The following is a 17,301-nucleotide window of genomic DNA, read 5'->3' as shown; positions in this document are numbered from 1 at the left end:
CCGTGCCGGAGGCTGGTTTGGCGACCTGCTCCGCGATGGTCCGGCGGGCTCGCCGGGGATGTTGCGGCATTGTGAAGTGAGGCCGGCATCTCTTGACCGGCCGTCGTACATGTACGGAAGCTTCTGCCATGCCCTGAGACCCACAGCGGGTTGATCTGTGTTTATTTAATTTCAAGCAGACAGTAATTATTGCGCCGCTCGGGGCCGCGTGCCGACCGCCTCCCGTCGAAAGGGAACCCATGACTTCCGTCGCCCCCCGCACGACCTCCGCTCCGACCGTCGAGAAGGTCGGTGGCCGCATCGGTGCCGTGATCTCCGGCGTGCGCCTCGGCGGCGGCCTGGACGAAGCCACCGTGGCCGCGATCCGTTCCGCCCTCCTGGAGCACAAGGTCGTCTTCTTCCGCGATCAGCAGCACCTCGACCCCGAGAGCCACGAGGAGTTCGGCCGGCTCCTCGGCGAGCCCGTCGCGCACCCCACCGTTCCGTCCGCGGACGGCCGGTACACCCTCAGCATCGACAAGGAGCACGGCGGCCGGGCCAACCAGTGGCACACGGACGTCACCTTCGTGCCCGCCTACCCCGCCTTCTCCATCCTGCGCGCGGAGGTGATCCCGCCCTACGGCGGCAACACCCTGTGGGCCAACACCGCCACCGCGTACGCCGGACTCCCCGAGCCGCTGCGCATCCTGGCCGACAACCTGCGCGGGGTGCACACCAACAACTTCGACTACGCGGCCGTGCGCCCCGAACTGACCGAGCGGGACGTCGAGCGGCAGGCCGCGGTGTTCGCGGCGGTCACCTTCCGGACCGAACACCCGGTGGTGCGGGTCCATCCCGAGACAGGCGAACGCACGCTGGTGCTCGGCAACTTCGTACAGCGGCTCAGCGGCCTCGGCGCGCGGGACTCGCAGGCCGTCGTCGGAATCCTGCAGTCGCACATCGAACGTCCGGAGAACACCGTGCGCTGGCAGTGGCGGACCGGGGACGTCGCCATCTGGGACAACCGAGCCACCCAGCACTACGGCGTCGACGACTCCGACGAACACCCGCGCGTCCTGCGGCGGATCACCATCGACGGCGATGTGCCCGTCGGTGTCGACGGCCGCCGATCGGTGCTGCTGACTCCGCGGTCGGTACCCGCTCCGGCCCATGGGGGCGCCTCCGGCGAGTCGACGGACGGGACGCCGGCCGAGGTGTGACGGGCGGCCGAGGGTCCTCGGCTCCCTGACACCGTGGGACTCCCTGACACTGTGCGGCGGGAGGGGGAGGCGCTGCTCCAAGCGGCCGGGGCCGGCCGCCGGCGGGCCCCGTGGCGTCGCGGTGGCTCCTGATCAGGCCCGTCGGCCAGGCAGACGTGGTCGTCCGTCTTCCCGCCGCCGTCAGGGTCCTCGGCCTCGGTCCGGCAACCGGTGCCGTACCAGCGGTGGCCGTGGAACACCACGCTCCGGCGCACTTCCCAGTCGCCCTCGGCGATCTGGTGGCCGGTGCCGCGGGTGCCCCAGGCCCTGTGACACGCCTTCCCCGCCGCCGTACGCCCACGCGTTGTACGGCAGACCGGGTCCCGCACCGGCCGTGGTCACCCGTCGCCTGCGGCGCACCGGAACCCTCCTGCGCTGTGTTCCCGCCCGGCTGCGCCGCCAACCTCCGCCCCGACACATCCTCCGCGCCATGGCACGGCTCGGCCCCGACTCCCGCCCGGCACCGTACAAAGTCGGCAGATAGACCGCCATACTGGACGGGCCAGGGGGCGGGGCCGACTACGGGGGCGATCGTTGGCGATGGGGGACACCAGGCTGATCCAGGGCCGTTACCGGCTGCTCGATCTGATCGGGCGCGGGGGGATGGGCGAGGTCTGGCGTGCCAGAGACGAGTCGCTGGGGCGACTGGTCGCGGTCAAGTGCCTCAAGCCCGTCAACACCCAGCCCGACCAGTCCTTCACCCGGGTCCTGCGGGAACGCTTCCGGCGCGAGGCACGCGTCGCGGCCTCGCTCCAGCACCGGGGGGTGACCGTCGTCCACGACTTCGGCGAGTCCGACGGGGTGCTGTTCCTCGTCATGGAGTTGCTGGAGGGCCGCAACCTCAGCCAGCTCCTGGAGGACAACAGGCACCATCCGCTGGCCGTCCCCGAGGTCGTCGAGATCGCCGCCCAAGTGGCCGCCGCCCTCGCCTACACCCACCGGCAGGGCATCGTGCACCGCGATCTGAAGCCCGCCAACATCATGCTGCTCACCGACGGCACCGTGAAGATCTGCGACTTCGGCATCGCCCGCCTCGGCCGCGACGTCACCTTCACCTCCCGCCTCACCGGCACCGGCATCGCCATGGGCACCCCGCACTACATGTCGCCGGAACAGATCAGCGGCGACGAGGTCGACCAGCGCAGCGACCTCTACTCGTTCGGCTGTGTGCTCTACGAGATCGTCACCGGGGCACCGCCGTTCGACCTCGACGACGCCTGGGCGGTCCTGATGGGCCACCGCGACACCGAGCCGACGCCCCCGCGCAGCCACCGCGCCGAGATCCCCGCGTACCTCGACCGCGTCATCCTGGACCTGCTCGCCAAGGAGCCGGACGAACGACCGCACGACGCCGGCGAGTTGGGCCGCAGGGTCGGGGAGGGGCGGGCGGCCGGCGCCACGGCCCCGGACCGCGTCCATGTGCCGACCGCCGTCTCGCGCCCCCAGGTCCCCGAGGCCACCTCCGGGCCCTGGCGACGCCCCGGGCAACCGCCGTCGCGCGAACCCCGGTTGCCGTACTGGACCCGGGGGATGACCACCGGCCACAAGGCCACCGGCACCGAACGGGGCGGCGGCCTCACCCCGCCTGACGCCTCCGCCGGGCTCACCGGCGAGTGGATCGTCCGCCCCGCCACCGGCCGCGTCGAGCGGTCCGTACGCACCGAACGGCCCACCCCGTCACCGGAGTTGATCACCACCCTGACCGGGCGGCACAACGCGGGCCTCAGCCTGGGCCGCCTCGGCCGCTGGACGGAGGCCGGGGAGGTGCACCGCGCGGTCGCCGCCGAACGCGAACACGCCCTCGGCCCGGACCACCCCGACACCCTCGCCAGCCGCTACGAGGTCGGCTTCACCCTCAGCCGTACCGGTCGCCCCGCCGACGCGCTGCGGGAGTTCGCCCACGTCGCCCGCGCCCGTGCGAACGTCCTCGGGCCCGACCACCCCGACACTCTCGCCTCCCGGCAGGAAATGGCTTACGTGCTGGGCCAGTTGGGCCGCCACTTCGAAGCCCACCAGGCCTATACGTCGGTGCTCGCCGCCCGGGAGCGCCTCGCCGGGCCGGACCATCCGGACACGCTGCGCTGCCGCCACAACCTCGCCTTCAACCTCAGCAGGCTCGGCAGGCTGGAGGACTCGTACCGCATGGCGAGCGAGGTCGCCGCCGCCCGCGCCCGCGTGCTCGGCGCCAACCATCCCGACACCCTCGTCACCCGGTACGAGGTCGGCTACGCGCTCGGCCAGTTGGGACGCTGGCCCGAGGCCCTGGAGACCTACCGTGAGGTCGCCGAGACCCGGGCCCAGGCCCTCGGCCCCGACCACCCCGACACGCTCGCCGCGCGCCACGAGGTCGGCATCAGCCTCGGCCGGCTCGGCCGCAGCACCGACGCGCTCACCCTCTACCGCGCCCTGGTCGACGACCGCACCCGCGTCCACGGGCCCGCCGACACCGAGACCCTGCGCGCCCGCCACGGCCTCGGCGTCAACCTCGGCCGCCTCGGCCGCTGGGAGGAGGCCCTCGCCGAGTCCCGCGACGTGTGCGCCCTGCGCGAGCGCGTCCTCGGCCCGGACCACCCCGACACCCTCGTCAGCCGCCGCGAGGTCGCCGTCGGCCTCGGCTGGCTCGGCCGCTGGGCCGACGCCCTCACCGAGTACCGCCGCGTCGCCGACGCCCGCGAACACGTCCTCGGCCCCGCCCACCCCGACGCCCTCACCAGCCGCAACGACGAGGCCCACTGCCTCGAACAACTCGGCCGGGGGCAGGAAGCGGTCGACCTGTACCGCCGCGTCGCGGCGTTACGCCGACAACAGGCCCCGGACCCCCACTGACCCCGAAGCGCCCGCCCCGGACCTCGCACCCCCGGGCCCGCCCCCCCCCGTTGATCCAGCTGCCCCACCCCCCTGGCCGACCCCGATCGCCGCGTGTTACCAAGAGCCATGCCTGCCACCCCCGCACCCACCCCCGTACCCGCAGCCCAGCCCGGACGTCCGGCCGGACCCCGGCCGCGCGGCTCGTACGACGCCGTGATCGTCGGCGGTGGCCACAACGGGCTGGTCGCCGCCGCGTACCTCGCCCGCGCCGGGCGCTCCGTGCTCGTGCTGGAACGGCTGGACCACACCGGCGGCGCCGCCGTCTCCACGCGCCCCTTCACCGGCGTGGACGCCCGGCTGTCGCGGTACTCGTACCTGGTCAGCCTGCTGCCCCGGAAGATCGTGCGGGACCTCGACCTCGACTTCCGCGTCCGTGGCCGCACGATCTCCTCGTACACCCCCGTCGAACGCGACGGCCGCCCCACCGGCCTGCTCGTCGGTGGCGGCGAGCGCCGCACCCGCGAGGCGTTCGCGCGGCTCACGGGCGCGGACCGCGAGTACGAGGCATGGCAGCGCTTCTACGGGATGACGGCCCACGTAGCCGAACGGGTGTTCCCGACCCTCACCGAGCCCCTGCCCACCCGTGAAGCCCTGCGCGACCGCGTCGACGACGAGGACGCCTGGCGCACCCTCTTCGAGGAACCGATCGGCACGGCCGTCGAGTCGTCCTTCACCGACGACCTGGTCCGCGGGATCGTCCTCACCGACGCGCTCATCGGCACCTTCGCGGACGCCCACGACCCCTCCCTCCGCCAGAACCGCTGCTTTCTCTACCACGTGATCGGCGGCGGCACCGGCGCCTGGGACGTGCCCGTCGGCGGCATGGGCGCGCTCACCGACGCACTGGCCGGGGCCGCGCGTGACGCGGGCGCCGTCCTCGCCACCGGCCACGAGGCCCGCCGGATCGAGACCGACGGACGGTCCGCCGAGATCACCTACCGGACGGCCGACGCCGAGGGCACCGTCACCGCACGCCACGTCCTCGTCAACGCCTCCCCCCGGGAACTGGCCGCCCTGACCGGCGACGCACCCCCCGCTCCCGCCGAGGGCGCCCAGCTCAAGGTGAACATGCTGCTCAAGCGGCTCCCCAGGCTCCGCGACGAGTCCGTCGACCCGCGCGAGGCCTTCGCCGGGACCTTCCACATCGCCGAGGGATACGACCAACTGGCCACCGCCTACACCCAGGCCGCCTCCGGCACCCTCCCCGAGGCCCCGCCCTCCGAGATCTACTGTCACTCCCTCACCGACCCGACCATCCTCGGCCCGGACCTGGTCGACCAGGGCTACCAGACACTCACCCTCTTCGGCCTGCACACCCCCGCGCGGCTGTTCGAGGCCGACAACGACGCCGTACGCGAGGAACTCCTCAAGTCCACCCTCGCCCAGCTGGACGCCCACCTCGCCGAGCCCCTCGCCGACTGCCTGGCCACCGACGCCGACGGTCGCCCCTGCGTCGAGGCCCGAACCCCCCTCGACCTCGAACGCGACCTCGGCCTCCCCGGCGGCAACATCTTCCACCGCGACCTCACCTGGCCCCACACCCAGGAGAACACCGGCCGCTGGGGCGTCGAAACCCCCCACCCCAACATCCTCCTCTGCGGCGCGGGCGCGGTACGCGGCGGCGGAGTGAGCGGAGTCCCGGGCCACAACGCGGCGATGGCGGTGCTGGAGGCGGGCGGCGCGGACGATCTGCCGTAGGCAGTCCGGGGCGCGGGGAACTGCGCGACCAGCCCGCACAGACCCGCGCTCGCCGTACAACCTTTCGTGGCACCCCCTCAAGCGCCTCCACAACGAGCCCCGGCCCAGCCGAATCTGACGGTGCATCAGAAAACCCCTTCCCTCCTCCGGAGGACTACGGCATTCTGCGCACCATGCAGACGGAGCTGAGCAACAACCTCGGAGTCCAGTACGCCGTCTTCGGCTTCACCCCGTTCCCTGCGGTAGCGGCCGCCATCAGCCGCGCCGGCGGCTTCGGCGTGCTCGGCGCGGTCCGCTACACCGCCCCCGACGACCTCAAACGCGACCTCGACTGGATCGAGGCCCACGTCGACGGCATGCCGTACGGCCTGGACGTCGTCATGCCCGCCAAGAAGGTCGAGGGCGTCACGGAGGCCGACGTCGAGGCGATGATCCCCGACTCGCACCGGCAGTTCGTCACGGACACCCTCGCCAAGTACGGGGTGCCCGAACTCGCCGAGGGCGAGGCCTCCGGCTGGCGCATCACCGGCTGGATGGAACAGGTCGCCCGCAACCAGCTCGACGTCGCCTTCGACTACCCGATCAAGCTGCTGGCCAACGCCCTCGGCTCCCCGCCCGCCGACGTCATCGACCGCGCCCACGAACAGGACGTCCTCGTCGCCGCCCTTGCCGGCAGCGCCCGCCACGCCCGCAAGCACGCGGAGGCGGGCATCGACATCGTCGTGGCCCAGGGCTACGAGGCCGGCGGCCACACCGGTGACATCGCCTCCATGGTGCTGACCCCCGAAGTCGTGGACGCCGTCGACCCGTTGCCCGTCCTCGCCGCCGGAGGCATCGGCAGCGGACAGCAGGTGGCCGCCGCCCTCGCCCTCGGCGCGCAGGGCGTCTGGCTGGGCTCGCTCTGGCTGACCACCACCGAGGCCGAACTGCCCTCGCCCCGGCTGATCGAGAAGCTGCTCGCCGCCGGTTCCGGCGACACCGTCCGCTCCCGCGCCCTCACCGGCAAACCCGCACGACAGCTCCGTACCGAATGGACCGACGCCTGGGACGACCCGGCCGGACCCGGCACCCTCCCCATGCCCCTCCAGGGGCTGCTGGTCGCCGAGGCGGTGTCCCGGATCCAGAAGTACGAGGTGGAGCCGCTGCTCGGCACCCCGGTCGGGCAGATCGTCGGCCGGATGAACAGCGAACGCAGCGTCCAGGCCGTCTTCGACGACCTCACCCGAGGCTTCGAGAAGGCCGTGGACCGCATCGACCGGATCGCCGGAAGGAGCGCGGAGCTGTGAGCCGACCCCAACCGCCGCAGGGCTTCTGGGCCCAGGCCACCGCGGACCCCGACCGCCCGGTGCTCATCGCCCCCGACGGCGAGGAGTGGACCGCCGGGCGGCTGCACGCCGAGACCAACCGGCTGGTGCACGGACTGCGCGCGGCCGGACTCGAACGCGGCGACGCCTTCGCGGCCGTCCTGCCCAACGGCGTCGAGTTCTTCGTCGCCTGTCTCGCCGCCTCCCAGGCCGGTTTCTATCTCGTCCCCGTCAACCACCATCTCGTCGGCCCCGAGATCGCCTGGATCGTCTCCGACTCCGGCGCCAAGGTGCTCATCGCGCACGAGCGGTTCGCCGACACGGCACGTGCCGCCGCCGACGAGGCCCAGCTGCCCGCCGACCACCGGTACGCCGTAGGCACGGTCGAGGGATTCCGCCCGTACGCCGAACTCCTCGACGGACAGCCCGAGTCGGCGCCCGGCGACCGCACCCTCGGCTGGGTCATGAACTACACCTCGGGCACCACCGGCCGCCCCCGGGGCATCCGCCGCCCACTGCCCGGCAAGCTCCCCGAGGAGTCGTATCTCGGCGGCTTCCTCGGCATCTTCGGCATCCGGCCCTTCGACGACAATGTGCATCTGGTCTGCTCGCCGCTCTACCACACGGCCGTGCTGCAGTTCGCGGGCGCGTCCCTGCACATCGGGCACCGGCTGGTGCTGATGGACAAGTGGACGCCGGAGGGGATGCTCCGCGCCATCGACACCCACCGCTGCACCCACACCCATATGGTGCCCACCCAGTTCCACCGGCTCCTCGCCCTGCCCGGGGAGGTGCGCGACCGCTACGACGTGTCGTCCATGCGGCACGCCATCCACGGGGCCGCGCCCTGCCCGGACCATGTGAAGCGGGCCATGATCGAGTGGTGGGGCGAATGCGTGGAGGAGTACTACGCGGCCAGTGAGGGCGGCGGCGCCTTCGCCACCGCCGAGGACTGGCTGAAGAAGCCCGGCACGGTCGGCAGGGCCTGGCCCATCAGCGAACTCGCGGTCTTCGACGACGGCGGCAACCGGCTGCCGCCGGGTGAACTCGGCACCGTCTACATGAAGATGAGCACCGGCGGCTTCTCATACCACAAGGACGAGGGCAAGACGCGGAAGAACCGCATCGGTGACTTCTTCACCGTCGGCGACCTCGGCCTCATCGACGAGGAGGGCTATCTCTTCCTCCGGGACCGCAAGATCGACCTGATCATCTCCGGCGGTGTGAACATCTACCCCGCCGAGATCGAGTCCGCCCTCCTCACCCACCCCGCCGTCGCCGACGCCGCCGCGTTCGGCATCCCGCACGACGACTGGGGCGAGGAGGTCAAGGCCGTGGTCGAGCCGGCGCCCGGCTTCACCCCGGGGCCGGTCCTGGCCGAGGAGATACTCGCCCACTGCACCCGCCGACTGGCCGGGTACAAGCGTCCGAAGAGCGTCGACTTCACCGAGGCGATGCCCCGCGACCCCAACGGCAAGCTCTACAAACGGCGGTTGCGGGAGCCGTACTGGGAGGGCCGGCAGAAGACCGTCTGACGGACCCCGGGGTGGCTACGGCGTGGCCACGGTGCGGCCCCGGCGTGGCGTCGGCGTGGCGTCAGCGTTTACGGGCCACCCCGCCGATCGCGATGACGTCGCCCGTGCCCCCGCCGGGCGCCGTCGGGTCCGGCCGCCAGTCGCTCAGTGGCACGACGCCCGGCTCCAGCAGCTCCAGACCGTCGAAGAATCCGGCGAGTTCGGCCGGGCCGCGCAGATAGTAGGGGACCGCGCCGCTCTCGTTGTAGCCGCGCGTCGCCTCGACGTTGGCCTTGTTGGTGTCGACGCTGTCGTTGAACGCGAGGTAACTCCCGGACGGCAGCGCGGACATCAGCGTGCCGATGATGGCGCGTGCCTCGGCGTAGTCCGCGATGTGGCCGCTCACCTGCATCATCGTCAGCCCGACCGGCCGCGAGAGGTCCAGGGTCCTGGCCGCCTCCCGCAGCACGGTCTCCGGGTCGTGCAGATCGGAGTCGATGTAGTCGGTCGCCCCCTCGGGCGTACTGGTCAGCAGCGCCCGCGCGTGGGTGAGGACCAGCGGGTCGTTGTCCACATAGACGACCCGTGCCTCCGGGGCCGCCCGCTGGGCGATCTCATGGGTGTTGTCCGCCGTCGGCAGACCGGTGCCGATGTCGAGGAACTGACGTATGCCCGCCTCGGCGGCGAGAAAGGTGACCGCGCGGCCCAGGAAGGCCCGGGAGTCACGGGCCAGGTCGGTGATGCCGGGGAACACCGCGCGGAAGGCGTCGCCCGCCGCGTGGTCGACGGGGTAGTTGTCCTTGCCGCCCAGCCAGTAGTTCCAGATACGGGCCGAGTGCGGCACCGTCGTGTCGATCATGGTCGTCGAATCCGTGTCCGGACGTAACGAGTCCTGCGCCACCGGGCGGCCTCCTCATGGGAACGGTCAATCGGTTATATGCCAATGGCATGGTGCTGACAGAAGAATGGTGCCGCCCCGGGCGGGGCGGCACCATATTCCTTCGCTCAATGGCTCATTGACCCACAGGCTCACTGACCGACGCGGACCACCCTCAGCCTCGGCGAGGACAGGATGTCCTTCTCGCAGAAGCGGGAGGTCACCCACTTCTCCGCCGAGAACAGCCGCGTCTGGTCCAGGTGGTGCGGCGAATTGGGGTTCGAGGACTGCGAGTACGTCAGCAGGGTGCGGGCCACCGGGCAGCGCCCGCCGTCCCAGCCGACCGCCTGAATGTGGCTGGAACCCGACGAGACCTCCGGGTAGACGCCCTCGGCCGCGTTCCACGGCGACTCGATCTTGTTCCACACGCCCAGCGACTCCGTCCCACCGGACACCGGGATGCGTTTCCCGGCGCGTACCACGAACTGGTGGTCGCCGAGCCTCGCGTCCAGCGGCACGTCCGCCGCCCGCAGGTCCCGCACCGTGTCCGCGAGGGCGGTGGCGAAGCCCGGCGCGTCCGTGTTGAGCGTGTGCGGGGTGCCGACCGGGTCCGCCGCCGAGAAGGGCACCTTCCAGAACTGGGCACGCGGCACCACGGCGTTCAGCCGCCGCCAGAACCGGTCGAAGAGCAGCGCGCCCCGGCTGCCGGTGTCCGTCGTCCGGTCCCACGCCTCGAACACACCGCACGCCTCGGACACGTCGACGACCGTGCCGTCACTGCCCGTCGCGGTGCCGCCCGGCAGCGCGGCGCACGCGGCGGTGACGTCCTCGACGGTCAGATCGGCCGCCGGCACCCGGTTGGCGAACTGCTGCCGCTGGAGGTCCCGTACGGTCAGACCGCCCTTGTCGGCCATCGCCGCCACGTCCTCGACCGCGCCCCGCGTCCGCGGCGACCGCTGGGTGCCGATGGTGCCGAACACCCGCTCGTACCCGGTCAGCGGCCGGTCCGCGTTGGCCAGCCAGGCGCTGTCGTTGGAGTTCTCCGCATACGGCGCGTCCTTGAGTGTCGGCATTCTCGCGGGCCCGAAGATCCCCGGCCGCACGGCGTCGGCGTCGCTGCCGAGCGCACAGTCGGCGCGCGAGCCGTCCAGGATCGCGACACCCGACGCCGGATACGTGGCCCTGCCCAGCGGCGTCGAGCAGCGGGCCGCCAGTTCGTCGGTGATCCGGGGGAGTGTCTGCGACTGCGTGAACAGGGTGTGCCCGGCGGAGTCGGCGGCCACGGTGTTCACCCACGGCAGGCCCTGGTGCCGGGCGAGGGACCGGAGGACGTCCGCCGTGCCACGCGCCTTGGCGAAGCCCAGCGAGGTGTCGGTGAAGCGGATGTTCGCCGCGTTGGGGTCGTTGACGGCGTACGCGGTGCCGGCCGTCCAGGGCAGCGGCAGGTCGGCGCCGAGCGAGGTGACGACCGGGCCGTACCGCGTCCACCACTGGACACGGGTGACCGGGGTGCCGTCCTTGACCCCGACGGTGACGGTCCGCTTGGTCATCCGCTCCGGCTTTCCGTCCACGAGATACGTGGTCGGGTCGGCCGGGTCCAGCGTCAGCTGATGGACGTTCATGGGGACGCCGGTGGCCACGGTGTGGCTCCACGCGACCTTCGTGTTGAACCCGATCTGTGTGATCGGTGAGCCCAGCAGGGAGCCGCCGGAGACGTTCAGTTCACCGGGGATCGTCTGCTGCGCCTGCCAGAAGCGGCGCCCGCCCGCCCACGGGTAGTGCGGGTTGCCCAGCAGCAGACCGCGGCCGTTCGCCGTGGTGTCACCGCCGAAGGCGACGGCGTTCGAGCCCATGTCCGCGTCGGCGGCGGCGAACAGCTCGCTCGCGGCGCGGGCGGCGGCCTTCGCGTCCGGCACGGCGGCCGTACCCGACGCCGCCCCGGACGCGGGTGGCCGCGCGGTGGTGATCGCGTCCACGAGCCGTCCCTCGCCGCCGAGCACGGCGAGGGCGTACGCCCGGGAGAACACGTCGACCGTGGAGACCGGCCGCACCCAGGCGGCGCCCTCGCAGGCGGGGTCGGTGATCCGGTTCTTCCTCAGCCAGGCGTTGTAGCCGGCCGCCCAGCCCCGCATCAGGTCCTCGACCGCGCGGCTCGGCCCCAGCGGTTCGGGCAGGTCCATCAGCCGCTCCACGGTGCCCGCGTCCCGGACGCCCTGGAAGTACAGGTCGCTGGTGAGGTTCCTGGAGGCGGAGGAGAGCGAGAAGTCGGGGGCGGCGTCGGGCCCGAAGTAGCGGGAGCGCTCCCCCTTCACGGTCACGAACCCGTCGGCGAGCACACACACCTGGTCGGCGGCCTGCGCCCAGCCGGTGCCGAAGCCGAGGTTCGCGTAGTCCTTGGCGACGATGTGCGGAACGCCGTACTCGGTGTAGCGGATCACGGCGGACAGACCACCGTGGGACGTGCGCCGCCCATCGGGCCGTTCGTCGCCGGCGGCGGTCGCGGAGGGCAGTACGGCCGAGGCGGTGAGCAGGGCGACGGCCGAGACCACCAACTGTCTCAGGCGGGTGCGCATGAAGGCTCCCAACATCGTTGAGGGAAAGGAACGTTGAGCGTGTCGACACATGTCTGCGTAGTCCATACGGGTGATGGATCCGCCCTCAAGGTGACTCGCCGGTCGACGGTCGAAGTTGAGCGACTTCCCGCCATGTGTGCCGGATCCCGGTCGGGCGAGCGGTGCGCTTGACCTCGCTGGCGCGCCCGAACGAGGATCGCAGCGGAACCTGGACGAAGGAGCACGGGACATGACGGCTGGCCGCAGTGTGACGGTCGACGGGACGCTGCGGCGCACCGCCGGGCGGATTCCCGCGCGGGTCGCGATCCAGTACGGCGAACGGTCCTGGACCTACGCCGAGCTGGACGACGCGGTCTCCCGCGCGGCCCGCGCCCTGCGCGACACCGGACTCGAACCGGGCGACCGGGTCGCCGCCTACGGCCACAACTCGGACGCCTACCTCATCGCCTTTCTGGCCGCAGCCCGAGCCGGTCTGGTCCATGTCCCGGTCAACCAGCACCTGACCGGCGACGACCTGACCTACCTCCTCGACCAGTCCGGCAGCACCCTCGTCCTCACCGACCCGGACCTGGCCGGGAACCTCCCCGAGGGCACCCGCACCCTGCCGCTGCGGGACGCGGACGACTCGCTCCTCGCCCGCCTGGCCACCACCGAGCCGTACGACGGCGAGGAGCCCAGAGCCGAGGACCTCGTCCAACTCCTCTACACCTCCGGCACCACCGCGCTCCCCAAGGGCGCGATGATGACGCACCGCGCACTCGTCCACGAGTACCTCAGCGCGATCGCCGCCCTCGACCTCCAGGCGGGCGACCTGCCCGTGCACTCGCTGCCGCTCTACCACTCCGCGCAGATGCATGTCTTCCTGGTGCCGTATCTCGCGGTCGGCGCCACGAACACGATCCTCGACGCACCCGACGGCGACCGGATCCTCGACCTCGTCGAGGAGGGCCGCGCCGACAGCCTCTTCGCCCCGCCCACGGTGTGGATCGCCCTGTCCAACCGCCCCGACTTCGCCACCCGCGACCTCAGCGGCCTGCGCAAGGCCTACTACGGCGCGTCGATCATGCCGGTGCCCGTCCTCGAACGCCTCAAGGAGCGGCTGCCCGAGCTCGCCTTCCACAACTGCTTCGGCCAGAGCGAGATCGGCCCGCTGGCCATGGTCCTCGGCCCCCACGAGCACAAGGGCCGCATGGACTCCTGTGGACGCCCCGTGATGTTCGTCGAGGCCAAGGTCGTCGACGAGGACGGCGAGGAGGTGCCCGACGGCACCCCCGGCGAGATCGTCTACCAGTCGAAACAGCTCTGCGAGGGCTACTGGGAGAAGCCGGAGGAGACCGCCGCGGCCTTCCGTGACGGCTGGTTCCACTCCGGCGACCTCGCCGTACGCGACGCCCACGGCTTCTTCACCGTCGTCGACCGCGTCAAGGACGTCATCAACTCCGGCGGTGTCCTCATCGCCTCCCGCCAGGTCGAGGACGCCCTCTACACCCACGACCAGGTCGCCGAGGTCGCCGTCATCGGCCTCCCCGACAACCACTGGATCGAGGCCGTCACCGCGATCGTCGTACGCCGCGGCGACACCTCGGAGGCCGACCTCATCGCCCACGCCCGCGAGAAACTCCCCCACTTCAAGGCCCCGAAGAAGGTCTTCTTCGTCGACGAACTCCCCCGCAACGCCAGCGGAAAGATCCTCAAACGGGAACTGCGGGACCGCTTCACCGAGGACCGCCTCACCGAAGGCTGAGAAGATCGACACCATGCCTGCCTTCACCGCACCCGACGGAACCGAACTCGCCTACCACCTGCGGGGCGAGGGGGAGCCGTTGATCGTCCTGCCGGGCGGCGCCATGCGGGCCTCCGCCTATCTGGGGACCTGGGTGGGCTGGCGGCTCGGCGGCGGCTGGTGCTGTTGGATCTCAGGGGGACGGGGGACTCGGCGGTGCCGGCCGACCCGGCGACGTACCGGTGCGACCGGCAGGTCGGGGACGTGGAGGCGTTGCGTCGGCATCTGGGCCTCGGGAGCGTGGATGTGCTCGGCCACTCGGCCGGGGGCAATCTGGCCACGCTCTACGCGGCGCGGTACCCGGAGCGGGTGGCCCGGCTGGCGCTGATCACCGCCACTCCCTGGGCGTTGGGGCTGCCGGTGACCGTCGAGGACCGACTCGGAGCCGCCCGGCTGCGCGAGGGCGAGCCGTGGTTCGCCGAGGCGTACCCGGCGTTCGAGGCGGCTTGGACCGGGCGGGGACCCTTCGACGACGCGATGATGCCGTTCTTCTACGGCCGTTGGGACGACGCGGCGCGCGCCCACATGGCCGCCGAGGAGGAGCAGACCAACGACGAGGCGGCCGGCGTCCACGGCTCCGCCGGTGCCTACGACCCGCCCGCGACCCGGGCGGCGCTCGCCGCGCTCCGGGCCCCGGTCCTCGTCCACGCCGGCGCCCTCGACACCGGCCCGGCACCCGCCCTCGCCCGCCGCGCGGCCGAACTGTTCCCCGGCGCGCGGTACGCGGTCCAGCCCGACGGCGGGCACTACCCGTGGCTCGACGACCCGGAGTGGTTCGTACGGTGTGTCGGGGACTTCCTCACCGGCCGCCGCTGAGCGGACGGCGGCTCACCGGTCCGCGGCCACCGCCACCGACCGCGCCCACCGGTAGTCCGCCTTGCCGCTGGGGGAGCGCTGCACGGAATCGGTGAGCACCAGCTGACGGGGGATCTTGTAGCCGGCGAGACGGGTACGGCAGTGGGTCTGGATGTCCTCCAGGGACGGCGGGGCCGCGCCCTCGCGCAGCTGCACCACGGCGGCGACATGGTTGCCCCAGCGGGCGTCCGGCACCCCGGCCACCAGGGCGTCGTAGACGTCGGGGTGCGCCTTGAGGGCCTGCTCGACCTCCTCCGGATACACCTTCTCGCCCCCGGTGTTGATGCACTGCGAGCCCCGCCCGAGGACCGTGACGACCCCCTCCTCGTCGACCGTCGCCATGTCGCCCAGGAGCACCCAGCGCTCGCCGTCCCGCTCGAAGAAGGTCTCGGCGGTCTTCCTCGGGTCGTTGTAGTAGCCGAGGGGCACATGGCCGCGCTGGGCCACCCGGCCGGGGACACCGACCGGGACCGGCTCGTACGTCGCCGGGTCCACCACCCGGGTACGGGAGTGGACGCGGATACGGAAACCGTCGCCCGCGCCCGAGTCCTCGGTCGCCGTGCCGTTGAAGCCGGACTCCGACGAACCGAAGTTGTTCAGCAGCATCGCGTTCGGCACCAGCGCCTGGAACTGCTGCCGGACCGTCTCCGACATGATCGCCCCGGACGACGACACACTGAACAGGGCCGAGCAGTCCGTGTCCTTCATCGGTCCGTTCAACGCGTCGATCAGCGGACGCAGCATCGCGTCGCCGACCAGCGACACACTGGAGACCTTCTCCTTCTCGATCGTCCGCAGAGCCTCCACGGGCACGAACTTGCGGTGGATCACCACCCGTTGGCCGAAGTTGAACCCGATGAACGCGGTCAGCGTCGACGTGCCGTGCATCAGCGGGGCCGTGGGGAAGAACGTGATCCCGTCACCCCCGGCCGCGACCCGCTCGGCCAGCTCCTCCGGCGACTTCACCGGCTCCCCGGTCGGAGCGCCCCCGCCCAACCCTGAGAAGAACAGATCCTCCTGACGCCACATCACGCCCTTGGGCATGCCCGTCGTACCGCCGGTGTAGATGATGAACTGGTCGTCGCCCGAGCGGGCCGGGAAGCCGCGCTCGGGCGACGCGGACGCCACCGCCTCGGCGAAGTCGACGACATCGAGGGCGGGCGCGACCGGTGCGGGGGTCCCCACCCGCACCAGATGCCGCAGCTTCTCCGTCCGCGGCAGCGCCGCCGCCACCCGCCCCGTGAACTCCGTGTCGAAGACCAGCCCCGCCAGATCGGCGTCCCGGTAGAGGTAGACCAACTCCTCTTCCACGTAACGGTAGTTGACGTTGACCGGTACGATCCGCGCCTTGAGGCAGCCGAGCGCCGTCTGCAGATACTCGACGCCGTTGTAGAGATGCAGGCCGACGTGCTCCCCGGGCTCGATCCCGCTGTCCAGCAGACGGTGGCCGATCCGGTTCGCCGCCGCGTCCAACTCGGCGTAGGTGAGCCGGCGTTCGGCCCCCGTCCCGGGGATGTCGAGATACACGAGAGCCGCCCGGTCGGGCACCACGTCGACGACCGACTCGAACAGGTCGGCAAGGTTGTACTCCACCGCGCTCCTCCTGACCTCGCTGCCCCTGATTGCCGGTCATCAGAGCAAAGGGCGGCACAACTGTGAAGGGTCCACGCACAGAAATCTGACTGTCTGTCAGAAAACCCTTGAAGTGCCGACCCGACTCCTGCAACCTGTTCTCGTTTCCTGCGGACGGAGGACTCCGGATGAGCGGCACCGAACACCTCGCCGTGCGGCGCGAAGGCGCCACGCTGGTGCTCACGCTCAACAGGCCCGAGGCCAAGAACGCGCTCTCGCTGCCGATGCTCGTCGGTCTGTACGACGGCTGGGTCGACGCCGACGCGGACGACACGGTCCGCTCGATCGTCCTCACCGGGGCGGGCGGTGCCTTCTGCGCCGGGATGGACCTCAAGGCGCTCGCGGGCAAGGGGATGGAGGGGCAGCAGTACCGGGACCGGCTCAAGGCCGACCCCGATCTGCACTGGAAGGCGATGCTCCGCCACCACCGGCCGCGCAAACCGGTGATCGCGGCGGTCGAGGGCCACTGTGTCGCCGGGGGCACGGAGATCCTCCAGGGCACGGACATCCGTGTCGCGGGGGAGTCGGCGACGTTCGGTCTGTTCGAGGTCAAGCGCGGGCTCTTCCCGATCGGCGGCTCCACGGTCCGCCTCCAGCGGCAGATCCCGCGCACCCACGCGCTGGAGATGCTGCTCACCGGGCGCCCGTACTCCGCGCGCGAGGCCGCGGGGATCGGGCTGATCGGGCATGTCGTGGCCGACGGGACCGCCTTGGACAAGGCGCTGGAGATCGCCGAACGGATCAACGCGTGTGGGCCGTTGGCGGTGGAGGCGGTGAAGGCGTCCGTGTACGAGACGGCCGAGATGACCGAAGCGGAGGGGCTGGCCGCCGAGTTGAAGCGGGGGTGGCCGGTCTTCGACACGGCCGACGCGAAGGAGGGGGCCAGGGCTTTTGCCGAGAAACGGACCCCTGTCTACAAGCGGGCGTAGGCGTTCTGAGGCAGTTCGTTCGTCGGCTGC

10 protein-coding genes and 2 pseudogenes are annotated in these 17,301 nt (G+C 71.7%); 9 read left to right on the top strand and 3 right to left on the bottom strand.

Features of this window, described 5'->3' with window-relative positions; genetic code table 11:
* The first annotated feature begins 239 nt into the window (after positions 1 to 239).
* From F9278_RS02320 to F9278_RS02295, 6 genes and pseudogenes are all read left to right on the top strand, one after another.
* Positions 240 to 1,199: a TauD/TfdA dioxygenase family protein gene (locus tag F9278_RS02320; RefSeq protein ID WP_152166759.1), complete on the top strand. Its 960-nt coding sequence runs from the start codon at positions 240 to 242 to the stop codon at positions 1,197 to 1,199.
* A 325-nt stretch (positions 1,200 to 1,524) separates the two neighbouring features.
* Positions 1,525 to 1,722: pseudogene (locus F9278_RS46770) on the top strand (oxygenase MpaB family protein); the annotation flags it as partial.
* Between the two features lie 56 nt (positions 1,723 to 1,778).
* On the top strand, positions 1,779 to 4,064 hold the full coding sequence (locus tag F9278_RS02310) for a serine/threonine-protein kinase (protein WP_152166758.1): 2,286 nt from the start codon (positions 1,779 to 1,781) through the stop codon (positions 4,062 to 4,064).
* Positions 4,065 to 4,172: 108 nt separating this feature from the next.
* A complete protein-coding gene (locus F9278_RS02305) occupies positions 4,173 to 5,804 on the top strand; it encodes a phytoene desaturase family protein (RefSeq protein ID WP_226966595.1) in 1,632 nt (543 codons plus the stop codon).
* Between the two features lie 173 nt (positions 5,805 to 5,977).
* Positions 5,978 to 7,090, top strand: coding sequence for an NAD(P)H-dependent flavin oxidoreductase (locus F9278_RS02300; RefSeq protein ID WP_152166756.1), 1,113 nt, complete (start codon positions 5,978 to 5,980; stop codon positions 7,088 to 7,090).
* The gene (locus F9278_RS02295; RefSeq protein WP_152166755.1) at positions 7,087 to 8,643 is read left to right on the top strand and encodes an acyl-CoA synthetase; all 1,557 of its coding nucleotides are present in this window, start codon (positions 7,087 to 7,089) and stop codon (positions 8,641 to 8,643) included. The genes F9278_RS02300 and F9278_RS02295 overlap by 4 nt, the downstream gene beginning before the upstream one ends.
* Positions 8,644 to 8,704: 61 nt before the next feature.
* Here the strand turns inward: F9278_RS02295 and F9278_RS02290 are convergent, their stop codons facing one another.
* Positions 8,705 to 9,481 carry an SAM-dependent methyltransferase gene (locus F9278_RS02290; protein WP_193241341.1) on the bottom strand — a complete coding sequence of 259 codons (777 nt, stop codon included), beginning with the start codon at positions 9,479 to 9,481 and terminating at the stop codon, positions 8,705 to 8,707.
* A 170-nt stretch (positions 9,482 to 9,651) separates the two neighbouring features.
* Entirely contained in the window at positions 9,652 to 12,072 is a 2,421-nt protein-coding gene (locus F9278_RS02285) for a penicillin acylase family protein (protein ID WP_152166753.1), read from the bottom strand.
* Between the two features lie 229 nt (positions 12,073 to 12,301).
* Here F9278_RS02285 and F9278_RS02280 point away from each other — a divergent pair, with 229 nt between their 5' ends.
* Both F9278_RS02280 and F9278_RS02275 read left to right on the top strand, forming a co-directional pair.
* On the top strand, positions 12,302 to 13,816 hold the full coding sequence (locus F9278_RS02280; RefSeq protein ID WP_152166752.1) for an acyl-CoA synthetase: 1,515 nt from the start codon (positions 12,302 to 12,304) through the stop codon (positions 13,814 to 13,816).
* 13 nt (positions 13,817 to 13,829) lie between these two features.
* A pseudogene (locus tag F9278_RS02275) lies at positions 13,830 to 14,671 on the top strand (alpha/beta fold hydrolase).
* 12 nt (positions 14,672 to 14,683) lie between these two features.
* Here the strand turns inward: F9278_RS02275 and F9278_RS02270 are convergent.
* Entirely contained in the window at positions 14,684 to 16,303 is a 1,620-nt protein-coding gene (locus F9278_RS02270; RefSeq protein ID WP_152166751.1) for an acyl-CoA synthetase, read from the bottom strand.
* A 167-nt stretch (positions 16,304 to 16,470) separates the two neighbouring features.
* Between F9278_RS02270 and F9278_RS02265 the strand changes: the two genes are divergently transcribed.
* Complete coding sequence (locus tag F9278_RS02265) at positions 16,471 to 17,271, top strand: crotonase/enoyl-CoA hydratase family protein (RefSeq protein WP_152166750.1); 801 nt, start codon at positions 16,471 to 16,473, stop codon at positions 17,269 to 17,271.
* The last annotated feature ends 30 nt before the right edge of the window (positions 17,272 to 17,301 follow it).

The organism is Streptomyces phaeolivaceus, assembly GCF_009184865.1.
In the GTDB taxonomy this organism is placed as follows: domain Bacteria; phylum Actinomycetota; class Actinomycetes; order Streptomycetales; family Streptomycetaceae; genus Streptomyces; species Streptomyces phaeolivaceus.
This window is presented reverse-complemented; position numbering and strand designations above follow the sequence as displayed.